The 16,408-nt window shown below is 68.9% G+C and carries 12 protein-coding genes; 4 read left to right on the top strand and 8 right to left on the bottom strand.

Annotation, left to right across the window (positions count from 1 at the left end; all coding sequences use genetic code 11):
• Nucleotides 1-57 precede the first annotated feature (57 nt).
• Entirely contained in the window at nucleotides 58-1,785 is a 1,728-nt protein-coding gene (locus ACIQF0_RS03395; protein ID WP_401023951.1) for an ABC transporter ATP-binding protein, read from the top strand.
• On the top strand, nucleotides 1,782-3,668 hold the full coding sequence (locus ACIQF0_RS03390; RefSeq protein WP_401023949.1) for an ABC transporter ATP-binding protein: 1,887 nt from the start codon (nucleotides 1,782-1,784) through the stop codon (nucleotides 3,666-3,668). Before ACIQF0_RS03395 ends, ACIQF0_RS03390 begins: the two co-directional genes overlap by 4 nt.
• Here ACIQF0_RS03390 and ACIQF0_RS03385 read toward each other — a convergent pair.
• From ACIQF0_RS03385 to ACIQF0_RS03375, 3 genes are all read right to left on the bottom strand, one after another.
• Nucleotides 3,660-4,301, bottom strand: coding sequence for a maleylpyruvate isomerase N-terminal domain-containing protein (locus tag ACIQF0_RS03385; RefSeq protein WP_401023946.1), 642 nt, complete (start codon nucleotides 4,299-4,301; stop codon nucleotides 3,660-3,662). The two genes, ACIQF0_RS03390 and ACIQF0_RS03385, sit on opposite strands and share 9 nt — an antisense overlap.
• A gap of 40 nt (nucleotides 4,302-4,341) precedes the next feature.
• Nucleotides 4,342-5,379 (bottom strand): GDP-mannose 4,6-dehydratase, encoded by a 1,038-nt coding sequence (locus tag ACIQF0_RS03380; protein WP_401023944.1) that lies wholly within the window; start codon nucleotides 5,377-5,379, stop codon nucleotides 4,342-4,344.
• Between the two features lie 72 nt (nucleotides 5,380-5,451).
• On the bottom strand, nucleotides 5,452-6,180 hold the full coding sequence (locus ACIQF0_RS03375; protein WP_401023941.1) for a thioesterase II family protein: 729 nt from the start codon (nucleotides 6,178-6,180) through the stop codon (nucleotides 5,452-5,454).
• 61 nt (nucleotides 6,181-6,241) lie between these two features.
• Between ACIQF0_RS03375 and ligD the strand changes: the two genes are divergently transcribed.
• Nucleotides 6,242-7,186: a non-homologous end-joining DNA ligase gene (gene ligD / locus ACIQF0_RS03370; RefSeq protein ID WP_401023939.1), complete on the top strand. Its 945-nt coding sequence runs from the start codon at nucleotides 6,242-6,244 to the stop codon at nucleotides 7,184-7,186.
• Nucleotides 7,176-8,108, top strand: coding sequence for a DNA polymerase domain-containing protein (locus ACIQF0_RS03365; RefSeq protein WP_401023936.1), 933 nt, complete (start codon nucleotides 7,176-7,178; stop codon nucleotides 8,106-8,108). The genes ligD and ACIQF0_RS03365 overlap by 11 nt, the downstream gene beginning before the upstream one ends.
• On the opposite strand, the gene ACIQF0_RS03360 is transcribed toward ACIQF0_RS03365, so the two are convergent.
• From ACIQF0_RS03360 to ACIQF0_RS03340, 5 genes are all read right to left on the bottom strand, one after another.
• A complete protein-coding gene (locus ACIQF0_RS03360) occupies nucleotides 8,087-10,522 on the bottom strand; it encodes a caspase domain-containing protein (protein WP_401023934.1) in 2,436 nt (811 codons plus the stop codon). The genes ACIQF0_RS03365 and ACIQF0_RS03360 overlap by 22 nt on opposite strands.
• Before the next feature lie 41 nt (nucleotides 10,523-10,563).
• Entirely contained in the window at nucleotides 10,564-11,442 is an 879-nt protein-coding gene (locus tag ACIQF0_RS03355) for a hypothetical protein (RefSeq protein ID WP_401023931.1), read from the bottom strand.
• Nucleotides 11,443-11,513: 71 nt separating this feature from the next.
• Nucleotides 11,514-13,205: an ABC transporter family substrate-binding protein gene (locus ACIQF0_RS03350; RefSeq protein ID WP_401023928.1), complete on the bottom strand. Its 1,692-nt coding sequence runs from the start codon at nucleotides 13,203-13,205 to the stop codon at nucleotides 11,514-11,516.
• A gap of 86 nt (nucleotides 13,206-13,291) precedes the next feature.
• Complete coding sequence (locus ACIQF0_RS03345) at nucleotides 13,292-15,415, bottom strand: dipeptide ABC transporter ATP-binding protein (protein ID WP_401023925.1); 2,124 nt, start codon at nucleotides 15,413-15,415, stop codon at nucleotides 13,292-13,294.
• Entirely contained in the window at nucleotides 15,415-16,392 is a 978-nt protein-coding gene (locus tag ACIQF0_RS03340; RefSeq protein WP_360030700.1) for an ABC transporter permease, read from the bottom strand. Before ACIQF0_RS03340 ends, ACIQF0_RS03345 begins: the two co-directional genes overlap by 1 nt.
• Nucleotides 16,393-16,408: the final 16 nt, after the last annotated feature.

Raw genomic sequence — 16,408 nt, 5'->3', positions numbered from 1 at the left:
AACGAGCCCTGCAAGTCTAGGGATTGCCGGTGCCCGCCCTGAGGTGTGCTGGGTCGTGTGCTCGCCCGATTCCTGAACCACCACCTCCGGCCGTACCGGGGAACACTCGTGCTCCTGGTGGTGCTCCAGCTGGTCCAGACCGCCGCGACCCTGCTGCTGCCCACGCTCAACGCGCAGATCATCGACAACGGCGTGCTCCTCGGCGACGCCGGCTACATCTGGGGCACCGGCCTCACGATGCTCGGGGTCGCGGCGGTGCAGATCCTCACCGCGAGCGGCGCGATGCTGCTCAGCTCCCGCATGTCCGCGGGCCTCGGCCGGGACCTGCGCGACAAGGTGTTCCGCAAGGTCATGGCCCTGTCTGCGCGGGAGGTCGACCAGATCGGCGCGCCGTCGCTGATCACCAGGACCGTCAACGACGTCGGGCAGGTCCAGAGCATCGTGCTCACGACCGCCGACGTGGCGGTGTCGGCGATCATCATGTGCGTCGGCGGCGTCGCGCTGGCGCTGGTGCAGGACGTTCCGGTGTCGATGATCCTGATCGCGCTGGTCGTCATCGTGATCGCCGGTCTGACGTTGATGCTCAAGCGGCTGTCGCCGTTCTACAAGGCCATGCAGAGCTATCTCGACCGCATCAACCACCTGCTGCGCGAGCAGATCATCGGTGTGCGGGTGATCCGCGCGTTCGTCCGCGACCAGCACGAACGCGGCCGCTTCGACGCCACCAACGGTGACCTGTACGGAACATCGCGCCGGGTCGGGCGGATCATGGCGACGATGCCGGTGATGGTCATGACCGTGATGAACGTGCTGACGATCGGCATCATCTGGTTCTCCGGTCATCGGATCGACGACGGCACCATGCAGCTCGGTGCTCTGCTCGCGTTGCTGTCCTATGTCACGTTGATCATCGTCGCGATCATCATGGCGATGCTCGTGTTCACCGAGGCCCCGCGCGCCGCCGTGTCCGCGAACCGCGTGAACGAGGTCCTGCGGGCCGAGTCGAGCATCGCCAAGCCGAGAACACCCGTCACGGAGATGGCCGAGCGGGGGCATCTGGAACTGCGCGGCGCCACGTTCGGCTATCCCGGCGCGGAGAAACCGGTGCTGCGGGACGTCAGCCTCACCGCCCGGCCGGGCGAGACGGTCGCGATCCTCGGCAGCACCGGCAGCGGCAAGTCGACGCTGTTGTCGCTGGCACTGCGGCTCTACGACGTCACCGGCGGCCAGGTGCTGATCAACGACACCGACGTCCGCGACCTGGACCCGGTGGCGCTGCACCGGATCGTCGGGTACGTGCCGCAGAAGGCGCACCTGTTCAGCGGCACGATCGCGTCGAACCTCCGGTACGGCAAGGAGGACGCGACCGACGAGGAGCTGTGGCACGCGCTGGAGATCGCGCAGGCCGCCGAGTTCGTCCGGCCGCTCGGGCTCGACGCGCCGATCTCGCAGGGCGGGTCGACCGTCTCGGGTGGACAGAGGCAACGCCTCGCCATCGCGCGGGCACTGGTGCGGCGGCCGGAGATCTACCTGCTCGACGACTGCTTCTCCGCGCTCGACCTCGGCACCGAGGCCCGGCTGCGGGCGGCGCTGGACCGCGAGCTGCACAACGCGACGATCCTGCTGGTCACTCAGCGGATCAGCACCGTCGAGGCGGCGTCGCGCGTCATCGTGCTGGAGGACGGTCAGGTCGTCGGCTCCGGCACGCACGCCGAACTGATCGGCACCAACCAGACCTACCGGGAGATCGCCCTCTCCCAGCCAGTCGGAGGGACCGTCCGATGACCCTGCTCGCCGATCCCGAAGTCCGGTCCGAGGTCGCGGAACCGAGGAAACCCAGCACCACCGGGCGGCTGTTCGGGCTGCTGGTGCCGTACCGGGGCAAGCTCGTGATCATCGGACTGCTCGCGGTCGTGACGATCGGGCTCAACCTGCTCGGCCCGATCCTGCTCGGTCGCGCCACCGACCTCATCTTCACCGGCCTGGTCAGCCGCGGCCTGCCCGCGGGTGCCACCGAGGAGCAGGTCCTCGCCCAGCTGCGGGCCGAGGGCAAGGACACGCTCGCGAACGTCATCAGCACCGTCGACTTCGTGCCCGGCCAGGGCGTCGACTTCGACACGCTCGGCAAGTTGTTGCTGCTGATCCTCGGCCTGTACCTCATCGGATCGGTGTCGATGCTGATGCAGGGCCGGGTCGTCAACAACATCGTGCAGCACGCGGTCTTCAAGCTGCGCGAGGAGATCGACGCGAAGCTGACCCGGCTCCCGCTGGCCTACTTCGACCGCAACCCGCGCGGCGAGATCCTCTCCCGTGTCTCCAACGACGTCGACAACCTGCAACGGACCGTGCAGCTGTCGATCGGGCAGATGCTCACGTCGGTGATCTCGGTGTTCGGCGTGCTGGCGATCATGCTGGTGATCTCGGTGCAGCTCGCCGTGCTGGTGCTGATCTGCGTGCCGATCGCGCTGGTGCTGGCCGCGTGGATCTCCCGGCGCGCCATGCCGAAGTTCGCCGAGCAGTGGCAGTCGACGGGAGCGTTGAACGCGCACGTCGAGGAGATGTACAGCGGCCACGCGCTGATCACCGCGTTCGGCCGCCAGGAGCAGGCCGCGCGGGAGTTCTCCGGGCGCAACGAGACGATGTACCGATCATCGTTCAGCGCGCAGGCCATCTCCGGGTTGATCGGACCCGCGACCCGGTTCATCACCGATCTCAACTACGTGTTGGTGGCCGTTGTCGGCGCGCTGCGGGTCGCGTCGGGCTCGGTGTCGATCGGTGATGTGCAGGCGTTCATCCAGTACTCCGGCATGTTCTCGCGGCCGATCATCGACGTGGCGAACTTCTCCGGGCAGCTGCAGTCCGGCATCGCCTCGGCCGAGCGCGTGTTCGAGCTGCTGGACGAGCCGGAGCAGTCACCGGCGCCCGCCAGGCCCGCGACCGTCTCGCCGGTGCGCGGGCACGTCGAGTTCTCCCGCGTCTCCTTCCGCTACACGCCCGACAAGCCGTTGATCGACGACCTGTCACTGGTCGCGGCCCCCGGCCGGCTCGTCGCCATCGTCGGGCCGACCGGCGCCGGCAAGACCACGCTGGGCAACCTGCTGCTGCGGTTCTACGAGCTCGACGGCGGCCGGATCCTGCTGGACGGCACGGACATCACGTCGCTGACCCGCGAGGAGCTCCGCTCCGCGATCGGGCTGGTCTCGCAGGACACCTGGCTGTTCGAGGGCACGATCGCCGAGAACATCGCCTACGGACGGCCTGGCGCGACGCGCGACGAGGTCGTCGAGGCCGCGAAAGCCATGTGCGTGGACCGGTTCGTACGATCGCTGCCCGACGGGTACGACACTGTGCTCGACGAGGAGCACGGCGGGTTGTCCGCGGGCGAACGGCAGCTGATCACGCTGGCGCGCGCGTTCCTCGCCCAGCCCGCGATCCTGCTGCTGGACGAGGCCACGTCGTCCATCGACACCCGCACGGAGGTCCTGATCCAGCAGGCGATGACGTCGCTACGGGCGGGCCGGACGAGCTTCGTGATCGCGCACCGGCTGTCCACGATCCGGGGCGCCGACCTGATCGTCGTGATGGACCAGGGCGCTGTCGTGGAACGCGGCACGCACGAGGAACTGATGGCCGCCCAGGGTTTCTACGCCCGGCTGTACTCAGCCTAGGACGAACGGGATCGCCAGGTCCCCCAGCTCGGCGCGCTCCGCCTCGGTCGGGGCGCGCCGTCCCGTTCCCACCAGCAGCACGTCCTCGTCCGGCCACGAGGCCGGGAACGCGCCGGCGATCTGTTCGAGGATCTCCCGGCACCGGGCGAGCGACTCCGCGGCGGGCCTGCGGGCGTGCGGCAGGTGCGCGACCAGGTCCAGGTGGTGCAGCGTCCACTCCCAGACGTAGGCGCCCAGGTAGTCGGCCGCGCTGAGCACCATGTCCTGGGTGGAGACGCGGGCGGAGGGCGAGGCGAGCCGACTGGCGCGCAACGCCGCCTGGCCCACGTCGTCGACGTGGAACTTGAGCATCCACGGTTCGCCGTACGCGGCCGCCAGCCGGACGATCAACGCCGACAGCGGATCGTCAGCGGGCTCGTGAGCGACCTTCCAGTACGTCACGGCGTCGTGCGTGGGCGCCTCGGACGACGGCGTCACGAGGGTGATCAGCACGTCCTGCGCGTCGATCACGAAGTGGCACACCAGGTCCCGCACGAGCCAGCCCTCGCATCCGGACGGCTGCGCGAAATCGTCGTCCGCGAGCTGCTCCACCGCCTCGAGCAGCTCCCCCAGGGAACGCGAAAAAAGATCCACAGCCGCAAACTACAGCGGCTGTGGATCCGGGGAGGTGGATCTACCAGCTGGCGGCGGCCAGCAGCTCGCCGTACTGGTGCTCGGTGGCGACGTGCTTGAGGTCGGCCTCGACCATCATCTTCATCAGCGCCGAGAAGTCGACCTCGGGCTTCCAGCCGAGCTCGCCGCGCACGCGGGTGGTGTCGGCACAGAGGATCTCGACCTCGGCCGGGCGGACCAGCACCGGGTCGATGTACACGTAGTCCTCCCAGTTGAGGCCCACGTGCTCGAACGCGAGGCGCACGGCGTCGCGCACCGAGTGCATCTCACCGGTGCCGACGACGTAGTCCGTGGGCTCCTCCTGCTGCAGCATCAGGTGCATCGCGCGGACGTAGTCGCCGGCGAATCCCCAGTCGCGCAACGCGTCCAGGTTGCCCAGGGCCAGCTTGTCCTGCAGGCCCTGCCTGATCTTCGCGACGCCGAGGGAGATCTTGCGGGTCACGAACTCCGCGCCGCGGCGCGGTGACTCGTGGTTGAACAGGATGCCGCCGACCGCGTACATGCCGAACGACTCGCGGTAGTTGCGCGTGATGAAGTGCCCGTAGGCCTTCGCCACGCCGTAGGGGCTGCGGGGGTGGAAGATCGTGGTCTCGCGCTGCGGCGTCTCGGCGGCCTTGCCGTACATCTCCGACGACGACGCCTGGTAGAAGCGGATGTTCTTGGCCGAGGCGCCGTTGTGGCGGCTGCTGGACAGGCCCGAGACGATGCGGATCGCCTCCAGCACGCGCAGCACGCCCATGGCGTTGACCTCGGTGACGAGCTCGGCCTGCTGCCACGACATCGGCACGAACGAGATGGCGCCCAGGTTGTAGACCTCGTCCGGCTGCACCAGGTCCACAGCGGACACCAGCGAGGCCTGGTCCATCAGGTCACCGTCCACGAAGGACAGTTCCGACATGAGCCGCGACACCCGCATCTTGTGCGGGTTCGCCTGTCCCCTGACGAGTCCCCACACGTCGTAGCCCTGCCTGAGCAGGTGCTCCGCGAGGTACGACCCGTCCTGACCGGTGATCCCGGTGATCAGTGCCCGCTTGGCCATCCCGTTTCCTCTCATCGCCTGACAGCTTGGTCCGACACGGGACGGACCTGAATCCCTTGCAAAATTAGGGGTTCAGGCACTAGGGGATTCGCCGGAAACGAAGTCCGCGACCGCGCTTCTGTTGTCGGACAGAAAGAAATGGCCGCCGGAGAACACCTTGAGCGCGAAATGACCGGTCGTGCGCTCACGCCACTGCCCCACCTCGTCCACCGACGCCTTCGGGTCGGCGTCGCCGGTCAACGCCGTGAGCGGGCACCGGAGCGCCGGGCCCGGCCGGTAGCGGTAGGTCTCGGCGGCCCGGTAGTCGGCGCGGATCGCGGGCAGCACCATCCGGACGAGTTCCTCGTCGTCGAACACCCGTGCGTTCGTGCCGGCCAGCGTGCGGACCTCGGCGATCAGGCCGGCGTCGTCGCGCTGGTGCACGCGGTCGTCGCGGACGAGCTGCGGTGCGCGGCGGCCCGAGACGAACAGGTGGTCCGGTTCGTGCCGCAGCGCCACCTCGAACGCGATCATCGCGCCCATGCTGTGCCCGAACAGGTGCAGCGGGCGGTCGCCGGGCAGCAGCGGCGCGATCTGGTCGGCCAGCGCCCGGATGTCGTCGATCAACGGCTCTGACCTGCGGTCCTGCCGTCCCGGGTACTGGACGGCGACCAGTTCGGCGCGTCCTTCGAAGTGCCGGGCGAACGGCTGGTACCAGCTCGCCGAGCCGCCCGCGTGCGGGAAGCACACCAGGCGAGGCGCCCCGGGAGGTGCCTCGGAGAGTCGCCGGAACCAGAGATCGGTGTCGAGTGTGGAGGCCACAGCGTCGATGCAAGCACCGTTTGCACTGAGGAAACGCCTCGGAAGAGTTAGGTTGGACGGCATGGGCAAGTCCCCGGCTGTGGAGCTCGAGGTGGAGGACCGCGTCGTGCGGATCTCCAACCCCGACCGCGTCTACTTTCCCGCGCGCGGCGAGACGAAACTGGATCTCGCGAACTACTACCTGTCCGTCGGTGACGGAATCGTCCGCGCGCTGCGGGAACGACCGTGCATGCTGCACCGGTTCCCCGAGGGCGTCACGGGCGAGAAAGTGCACCAGAAAAGGCTTCCGAACGGCGCGCCACCGTGGGTGCGGACCGTGCGGGTGCATTTTCCGCGCTACAACCGGCACGCCGACGAACTGTGCGTCACGCACCTCGCGGACGTGATCTGGGCGGTGCAGATGTCCACTGTGGAGTTCCACCCGTGGAACTCGCGCGCCGCGGACACCGAGAAGCCCGACGAGTGGCGCATCGACCTCGACCCCGGTCCGACGTGCACGTTCGACCGGGTGCGGCGGGTGGCGCTGGTGGTGCAGGAGGTGCTGGCCGACCTGGGCGCGACGGGGTTCCCGAAGACGTCCGGGTCGAAGGGCCTGCACATCTACGTGCGGATCAAGCCGGACTTCGGGTTCCAGGACGTGCGCAAGGCGGCGCTGGCGTTCGCGCACGAGGTCGAACGACGCGCGCCGGACGACGTCGAGACCACGTGGTGGCGCAAGGACCGCGACCCGTCGCTGGTGTTCGTGGACTACAACCAGAACACGCGCGACCGGACGATCGCCAGCGCCTACTCGGTGCGCGGCTATCCGGAGGCGACGGTGTCGACGCCGATCCGCTGGGACGAGATCCCGGACGTCGATCCGCACGACTTCACCATCGCCACCGTGCCGAAGCGCTATGCCGAACTGGGCGACCTGCACGCCGGGATCGACGACGCGGTGTGGTCGATCGAACCGCTGCTGGAGTGGGCCGCCCGCGACGAACTCGAGGTCCCCGATGAGCAGTAGCCCGCTGAAGTTCTCGTCGCTCGACCAGCCGCTGTTCGGCGGGCTGCTCAAGGGCGACCTGGTGGAGTACCTGGACTTCGTGGCGGACAGGTTCGTACCGGTGCTGGCCGGGCGGCAGCTGTCGGTGTGGCGGATCCTGCGCGGCCAGGACCCGTTCATGCAGAAGAACGTCCCCAAGTACACGCCCTCGTACGTGAAGACGGTCGAGGTCTGGGCCGAGGCGTCGCATCGCAAGATCAAGTACGCGATCTGCGACGACGTGCAGACGCTGATGTGGTTCGCGAACCAGCGCGCGGTCGAGTACCACGTGCCGCTGTACCTCGGCGATCACTTCGGCGAGGACCACGTGCAGACCCACATGGTGCTCGACGTCGACCCGCCGGAGGGCGCCGGTTTCGACGTCGTGGTCGGGTCGGCGTTGCTGATTCGCGAGGCGCTGGTCGAGGCCGGTCTGGAAAGCATCGTGAAGACGAGCGGCGCCAAGGGCGTGCACATCTTCGTGCCGTTGGAGGAGCACTCCCCCGACGACGTGGCCGCGGCGACGCGCGCGGTGGCGGTGCGGGCGGAGAAGCTCGATCCGTCGCTCGCCACCACCGCGTACATCCGGGAGGAGCGGGGCGGGAAGGTGTTCCTGGACTCGACGCGCGCCTGGGGTGCCACGGTCGCCGCCGCCTACAGTCCCCGGCTGCGCGAAGGGCTGCCGATCTCGTTCCCCGTGCCGTGGGAGTCTCTCGGCGACGTCACGCCCGCCGACTTCACGATCAAGACCCGGTTCGAGGGCGACCCGTGGGCGGCGCTGATGCCGAAGCCGCAACGCCTGCCCGACGACCTGGTCGCCGAAGGGCACACGATCCCCGTCGCCCGCGTCGTCGCGATGCACGAGGGCAAGCGGCGCAAGGCTCAGCGGGAGCGCGAGAAGTAGGCGATAAGCGCGGCCGCCAGCGGCAACGTCACGTGGGCGACGCTGGTGAACGACGGCTCGTTGGCGGACACGTAGTCGTTGGCGCGCACCAGCAGCCCGGCCGCGATGGTGACGTAGGCGGCCAGTCTGGCCGGGCCGGTGGTCAGGGCCGCGACCAGCGGGATCACGACCAGGCCCGCCAGGCTCGCGTGGGTGACGAACAGCGGCACTTCCGCCGTCAGGGTGATGACCGCGTCCAGCAGGAGCAGGGCCGGGGCGATCGCGCTCAGCCACTGCCGGTCGCGCCATTGGCGGTAGGCCGCGAGGCAGAGGAGGGCGGCCGCTGCCGCGTACAGCGTCAGCTCCTCGCCGTCGTCGTTGATCGGCGTCAGATCGTGGCCCGCGTACGCGACCACGTAGACACCCAACGCCCCCAACGCTCCTCCTGCCGCCGCCAGCCACCACGGGGTCGTCGTGCACGCGACCGCCAGGGCCGTCGCCGCCAGCGCGAACGGGATCCAGGTGAGCGTGGTGTCGCCACCGGTGAACAGGCCTGTCGTGCCGGCCAGCAGGCCCAGCGCGGCACCCGGCGCCCACGGGTGGTCGCGGCAGGTGATCACGAACAGCGCCGCTACCAGCGCCCACGGCCAGACCGCGGCGAAGACGAAGGTGTTGGGGCCGGTGTCCAGGACTCTGAGGATGCCGCCGGGGATCTCCATCAGGCCTGCGACCAGGAGCACCAAGGCAACGCCTGCGGCGAGGCGGGGCAGGACGGTCGTGACGGTGGCGAGCGGGAGGGGCTTGGAGTCGCCGGAAGCAGCTTCCGGTTCTCGCACGGGGATCGAGTCGGAGCGAGCCGAGCCTGAGCCGGACGCGGTGACCAGGGTGCGGCTCGGCAGCTTCGACGTCGGCGCTGGTGCGGTGGGCGCTGTCGGCGCGGGTGGAGTGGGCGCCGTCGGCGCGGGTGGAGTGGGTGCGGGTGGAGTGGGTGCGGGTGGAGTGGGTGCGGTGGGCACAGGTGCGGTGGTCGGAGCGGGTGCGGTGCTCGGCTTGGGCACAGTGACCGGCTTGGGCGTGGTGATCGGCTTGGGCGTGGTGGTCGACTTGGGCGCGGGGGTCGGTGCGGGCTTCTCCCCCAGCGCCTCGCGGGCCGCCGACGCCACCATGCGGCTGTCGTCCTCCAGCAGCCCGCGCAACGCGAGCCGCGCCGCCAGCGCCCGTCCCTCGTGCGCGACCGACAGCATCCGCCGCAGCTCCGGCACCGCACCCGCCCGCACACCCGGCAGCGAGTGGTCGATCGCATCCCGCAGTTCCGAGGGCAGCGGGGCCGGCACGGTGACCGGGCGAGCGCGGCGGGCTATGCGCAGGTCGCCTCGCACGTCGAGCATCCACTTGCCCGGGGTCTGGTGCGGGGTCACTCGGCGGACTCGGTCGTAGACGTACTCGTAGAGTTCGTCCAGGCCCACGTGGCCATCCTGGTCGCGGTCGGCGTCGCCGGATTCCAGGCCCTCCACCAGTGCCGAGGTGAAGACCGAGGGTTCGCCCTCGGACGAGTCGGCCACCGCGGCGCCCTCGAAGGCGTACTCCATCGCCGATGAGGCCGTGATGACGGCTCGGCCGCTGCCGCCGAACTGTTCCTCCAGGCCGATGGCGCCGCCCGCGCGGGCGACCATGCCGCGGCCGAACGCGCCGGAGTAGCAGCAGTCCAGGAGCAGCACGATGCGGCGCGAGCGGGAGCGGTTCATGCGGCGGGCCACGAAGTCCGCGCCCACCGCGGTGCCCGCCAGGCGGGAGAGCTTGGTGCTCGAGGTGGCGAAGTGGAGTTCGCCCGCCTCGTCCTTCACGCCGTGGCCGGAGAAGTGCAGGACCAGGAGGTCGTCGGGCTCGCGGTCGGCGAAGAAGTCCTCTACGGCCTCGTTGACCTCGCTGGCCGGGGAGTTGATCAGGGTGCGCACGTGGAAGCCGCCGATGCGCGGGTCGGCCAGCACCTCGCCCAGGCGGGCAGCGTCGTGGGCGGGGGCGCGCAACGACGACAGACCGGGGTCGGCGAACTCGTGGCTCGCGATGATCAGGGCGTAGCGGTGGAGGTGGCGGCCGAGCCACGCGGAACGTTCCGCCAGCTCTGCCTTCGTCGGCGCGCCGGTGAGTTCCAGGGCCTCGCCGTCCGCCTCGACCGTCACGGAACGCTCGCGGCGCTGGCCCAGCCACGACGAGACGGCGTTGATCAGCGCGGCCAGGACGGTGGACTGGGAGATCGTGGTCAGCAGCGTGCCGAGCTCGGCCACGTCGAGGGCTTTGGCGCCCGCGGGGGCCTCGCCGGCAACATCGGAGACAGCGACGACTTCACGCAGCTCGGACCGCAGGAAGGCGGTCAGCTGCTCGATTCGTTCGTCGTCGGCCCCGTCTTCATGGATGCGCAGTGTGACGTCGGTCATAGCGGCCTCCTACCGGAAGGTCGCTCACCGAGCACAAAGCATTACGAAGGGTCGGAACCCCGGAAGGCACCCCACCACAGGCCGAGCACCCCGGCGATCACGGTGGCGGTGATCCAGCCGGTGAACCCGCTGCCGTCCAGGTAGGCCCAGAACAGGCCGACGACCGGCGCGGGCACCATGAACACCGCGTCAGCGCGCAGCTGGGCGGACAGGCCACGAGGTGCGCGCGTCTCCGGATCGGGCTGAGCGGGGTTGTCGAGGCGACGGCCGCGCGGGTGCTTGGTCACCGGGCGACCGGACGGGTAGACGGTCACGCCGTCGATGGCAGCGACCCGTCCCCCGCGCAGCTCGACGGACGACGGCGACGGCAGCGTCACGAGCACGGGGTCGTAGTAGACGGGAAGCCAGCGCTCGACCGGTCCGTCGATCTCCAGCCACGACCGCACCATGAGCCCTGATTGCAGCCGAATCCGCCGCACGGACACCGTTTCAGGCGCGGAACGCGCCGTCCGCACCGCGAGCAGCACCCGCACCGCACCGGCCAGGACCACCAGCAGCGCCACCGCGACGGAGAACGTCACGCCGCCCAGCGCCCGGTCGGTCTCCAGGAACAGGTCCGAGCCCGGGATCACGGCACGCGACGGGTCCGCCGGGTCGAACGCGACCTGCGTCTGCTTCCCGACGATCCGCGCCCCGTTCTCGTACGCGACGCGCGCGGTCCCGGACGGCCAGCGCACCTCGACCGCACCGTCCGAAAAGGACACCACGGAGCCCGTGTCGCGAGACGTCAGCGACGCCAGCACCGCGCGATCGTCCGAATAGGACAGCCACGAGAACAGCGCGACGACGAAGCACACGACCAGCACGACCGCCGTGGCGAGAAGACCATGGCGCAGCGCGCGAACCCGGGAACGCAGCAAGACCAGCTCCAAACAGAAAGAAACGGCCCGGCGGAAGGACCCGCCGGGCCGTTCGACAGCTCACTACATCATCACTCGGTGAAGCCCATGTGGATGTAGTCGTACGGACGGTTCGCGTACGCGACGGCACCGAAGTTGGCGACGTTGCTCTTCACCGCGACCGCGCCGGGCAGCTGGTAGAGCGGCAGCTGGTGGCCCAGCTCCCAGATCTTCTTGTCGGCCTCGTTCGCGATCTCCAGGCGCTTGGTGTCGTCGAGCTCACCGTTGGCCTGCTCCAGCAGCTTGTTGACCTCTTCGGAGCCGATCCGGCCGTAGTTCTGGTTGGTGCTGGCCGGGTCGAGCGTGTAGATGCCCTTGCTGTCCGAGATCGGCGTGGCCGAGGCCAGCCAGCGGAAGCCGGTCATGTCGAAGTTGCCGACGTTCACGAACTGCTTGAAGAAGTCGGTCGACGGCACGGCCTGGATGTCGACCTTGGCGCCGACCTCCTTCAGCTGCGTCTGCACGAGCTTCGCGATGCTGTCCGAGACGGGGTTCGGCGTCGGGATGACGTACCGGATGACCAGTTCCTTGCCATCCTTCTTGCGGGTCTCACCCTCGAGCTTCCAGCCCAGCTCGTCGAGCTGCTTCTTCGCGGCTTCCTTGTCGAACGCCGCGACGGCCGAGTTGTCCTTGTAGCCGGCGGAGCCGAGCAGGAAGAAGTGGTTACCCGTGACCTGCGCGTCACCCTTCAGCATCTGACCGAGCAGAGCCGTGGTGATGACCTTGGTGTCGATGCCCTTCATCAGGGCGACGCGGAGCTTCGCGTCCTTCAGGATCGACGAGTCGGCGCCGTTGAAGGTGATGTGCGAGTAGTCCGGCGTGATCGCCTGACGGATGGTGACGCCCTGGATCGTCTTCGCCTTGGCGAAGTTGTCGATGCTGGAGCCGATGTCGAAGAAGTCGATCTGGCCGTTGGAGAGCGCGTCCGCGAGCGCGGGGCGGTCGACCTGACGGAAGGTGATCTTCTCGAGCTTGGGCTTGTCGCCCCACCAGTTGCTGTCGCGCACGACCGTGACGGTCTTGGCGGTGCGGTCGATCGTGCCGATCTTGAACGGACCGGCGGTGATCTTCGGCTCGTCGGCCCAGCCCTTGTTGAACGCCTCGGCGGAGGACGACATGGACTTCGGGTAGAGCGGCGAGAACAGGCCGCCCTTCCACTCGGCGAACTTCTTCTTGAACGTCACCTTGACGTCGAGGTCGGTCGCGCCCTTCTCGACCTTCTCGACGTCCTCGTAGCCGGTGGTGCCGGCGACCTCGAAGGCCTTGTCCGTCCCGTTGAGGGACTTCCACTGCGCCTCGAAGTCCTGCCAGGACAGCGCGGTGCCGTCCGACCACTTGGCCTTCGAGCTGATCTTGAACTCGAGGACCTGCGGGTCGGAGGAGGCGAGCTTCGCGTCGTCGAGGTAGTCCTTGTTGACCTCGATCGTCGAGTCGGCCTTCTGCTTGAACAGGTTCGGCATGACCGTGTCGATCATGCGACGACCGTCGGCGTTGGTGCCGTCGAGCTGGTTGTAGTTCCAGTTGTCCGGCAACTGGTCGACGGGCCAGCGGAACTCGCCGCCGTCCTTGACCTTGGACGCGTCCTGCGGGTTGATGTCCGCTTGGCCGATCGCGTTGTCCGCGCCCTTGAGCCCGGAGTCGGTCTTGCTGGGCCCCCCACACGCGGTAAGCGTGAGGGCGACGACGGCCAGCGCGGTCACACCCACCTTGGTACGTCGACTCACTGTCGTGAACCTCCCTCGTGCCCGGACACCAGTTGCCGGGGACACTGTTCCTTCGTGCTCGCAGGGCTTCTGAGGCGACGGATGCATCAGAGCACCTGACGGACTTGGGCGAAGTGGCAGGCGGCCTCGTGGTCGGGGGCCTGGACTTCGCGCGGCGGTTCGACCTCGATGCACTTGCGCTGCTGCTCGGGCGGCAGCGACGCGTGCAGGAAGCACCGCGTGCGGAAACGGCAGCCGGACGGCGGGTTCGCCGGGCTCGGCAGGTCGCCGGTGAGGATGATCCTCTCCCGCTGGCGTTCCTTGACGGGGTCGGGAATCGGGATCGCGGACAGCAGTGCCTGCGTGTACGGGTGGCGCGGCGCGTCGAACACCGAGTCCACCTCGCCGATCTCGATGATCTTCCCGAGGTACATCACGGCCACCCGGTCCGCGATGTGGCGCACCACCGACAGGTCGTGGGCCACGAACAGGTAGGCCAAGCCCAGCTTGGACTTGAGCTCCTCCAGCAGGTTGATGACACCCGCCTGGATGGAGACGTCCAGCGCCGACACCGGCTCGTCGAGCACGACGAGCTTCGGTTCGAGCGCGAGCGCCCGCGCGATGCCGATGCGCTGCCGCTGACCGCCGGAGAACTCACCGGGGTAGCGCGACAGCTGCTCGGGACGCAGGCCGACGAGCCGCATGAGCTCCGGCACGCGCCGGTTGATCTCGTCCTTGCTGTAGCCGTGCACCTGCATCGGCTCGGCGATGCAGTCGTGGATCGTGATGCGCGGGTCGAGCGACGCCATCGGGTCCTGGAAGACCACCGACATGTCGCGGCGGATCGCGAAGCGGCGCTTGGCGTCCACTTCGGACGACTTCGTGCCGAGCACGGAGATCTCGCCGCCCATGGGCTTCTGGAGGTTGAGGATCTCCATCAGCGTCGTGGTCTTGCCGCAGCCCGACTCGCCGACGAGGCCCAGGGTCTCGCCCTCGCGGACGTCGAACGTGATGCCCGCGACCGCGTGCACGGTGCCGACCTGGCGCTTGAACACCACGCCCTTGTTGACCGGGTACTCCTTGACGAGGTTGTCGAGCCCCAGCACGACGTCGCGCTGCTCGCGCGGGATCTTCGCGACCTCGGGCTCGGGGGCCACCTCGGCACCGAAGATCTCGACAGCGGCCTCGGCGCCCTCGGCGTCGGCCGCGGCGATCTCGTTGGTGCGGATGCACGCGGCGCTGTGCTCGGCCGAACCGTCGACGTCCACCAGCGGCGGTTCGACGGTGTGGCAGGCGTCGACGACCATCGGGCAGCGCGGCGCGAACGGGCAGCCGTCCGGCAGGTCCGTGAGCGACGGCGGCTGGCCCTTGATCGGCACGAGCGCCTGCTTCTCGCTGACGTCGAGACGCGGGATCGAGCCGAGCAGGCCGAGCGTGTACGGCATGCGCGGCCGCTGGTAGATCTCGTCGACGTGGCCCTTTTCGACAGCGCGGCCCGCGTACATGACCATCAGCCGGTCCGCGAACCCGGCGACGACGCCGAGGTCGTGGGTGATGATCACGATGCCCGCGCCGGTGACCTCCTGCGCGGTCTCCATCAGCTGCAGCACCTGTGCCTGCACCGTCACGTCGAGCGCGGTGGTCGGCTCGTCGGCGATGATCAGGTCGGGGTCGTTGGCGATCGCCATCGCGATCACCGCGCGCTGCCGCATGCCGCCGGAGAACTCGTGCGGGAACGCCTTGGCGCGCTCGACGGCGTTCGGGATGCCGACGAGGTCGAGCAGCTCGACCGCGCGCTTGGCCGCGACGGACTTGGACACCTTGCGGTGCACCAGGATCGCCTCGGCGATCTGGTCGCCGACGGTGTAGACCGGCGTCAGCGCGGACAGCGGGTCCTGGAACACCATCGAGATGCGGCGGCCGCGGATCTTCGACAGCTCGCCGTCGTTCTGGCCGATGAGCTCGCGGCCCTGGAACTTGATGGAGCCGGAGATGCGCGCCGAGGACGGCAGCAGGCCCATGACGGCGAGCGACGACACGGACTTGCCCGAGCCGGACTCGCCGACGATGCCGAGGACCTCACCGGGCGAGACGTGGTAGCTCAGGCCGCGCACGGCGTGGACGCGTCCGGACTCGCTGGGGAAGGACACGTGAAGGTCCTCGACCTGCAGAACCGGGCCGGTGGCGACCGGGTCGGCCGGAGTGTCGAACTGAAGCTCCGAGGTGGTCATCAGGCGGCCTTCTCCTTGGTGTCCTTCTTCTCCTTGCGGCGCACGCGCGTGGAGGTGGGGTCGAGCGCGTCGCGAAGCCCGTCGCCGACCCAGTTCACCGCCAGCACGAACACGACGAGGAAGCCCGCCGGGAACAGGAACAGCCAGGGGAAGGTCGTCGCGGACTCGGCGTTGAGTCCGATCAGGGTGCCGAGCGAGACGTCGGGCGACTGGACGCCGAACCCGAAGTAGCTCAGGCCCGTCTCGGCGAGCACGGCGGAACCGACGTTGATCGTCGCGTCGATGATGAGCAACGACGCCATGTTCGGCACGATGTGCTTCGCGATGATCTTGCGTGCGGGCTGGCCCATGAACTTGGCCGCCTTCACGAACTCGCGTTCCTTCAGCGTCAGCGTCATGCCGCGCACGATGCGGGCGGTGATCATCCACTGGAACGCCGCGAGCATCAGCACCAGCAGGAACCACGACTTGCCGCGGAACCACGGGCTCAGGATCGCGATGATCAGGAACGACGGCAGCACCAGCAGCAGGTCGACGACCCACATGAGCGCCTTGTCGGCGGCACCGAGGAAGTAGCCGGCGGCGGCACCGACGATCGCGGCGACGGTCGTCGAGATCAGCGCCACGAGCAGGCCGATGATCAACGACTTCTGCAGTCCGCGCATCGTCAGCGCGAAGATGTCGGTACCGATCTTGTCGGTGCCGAAGATGTGCTCGGAGTAAGGGGGCTCCAGGAACGCGGTGTAGTCCTGGGTGTCGTAGGACCACTTCGTCAGGAACGGGCCCACGAACGCCATCAGGTACATGCCGACGATGAGCACCAGGCCGACCAGAGCCAGCTTGTTGCGCATGAATCGGATGAGCACGAGCCTGCCGCGCGTCATCGCCTTGCCCGGTTCGGGCGCCGCGTCGACGGGGCCACCGGAGGCGGCACCGGTGGTTCCGGCGGCGTCGCCCTCGTTGAGGATCACGGTCACGTCGTCGTCACCTTGC

Source organism: Lentzea sp. NPDC092896 (assembly GCF_044754905.1).
Classification (GTDB): domain Bacteria; phylum Actinomycetota; class Actinomycetes; order Mycobacteriales; family Pseudonocardiaceae; genus Lentzea.
The sequence above is the reverse complement of the archived record's forward strand: the minus strand, read 5'-3'. Positions and strand labels throughout refer to the sequence as shown.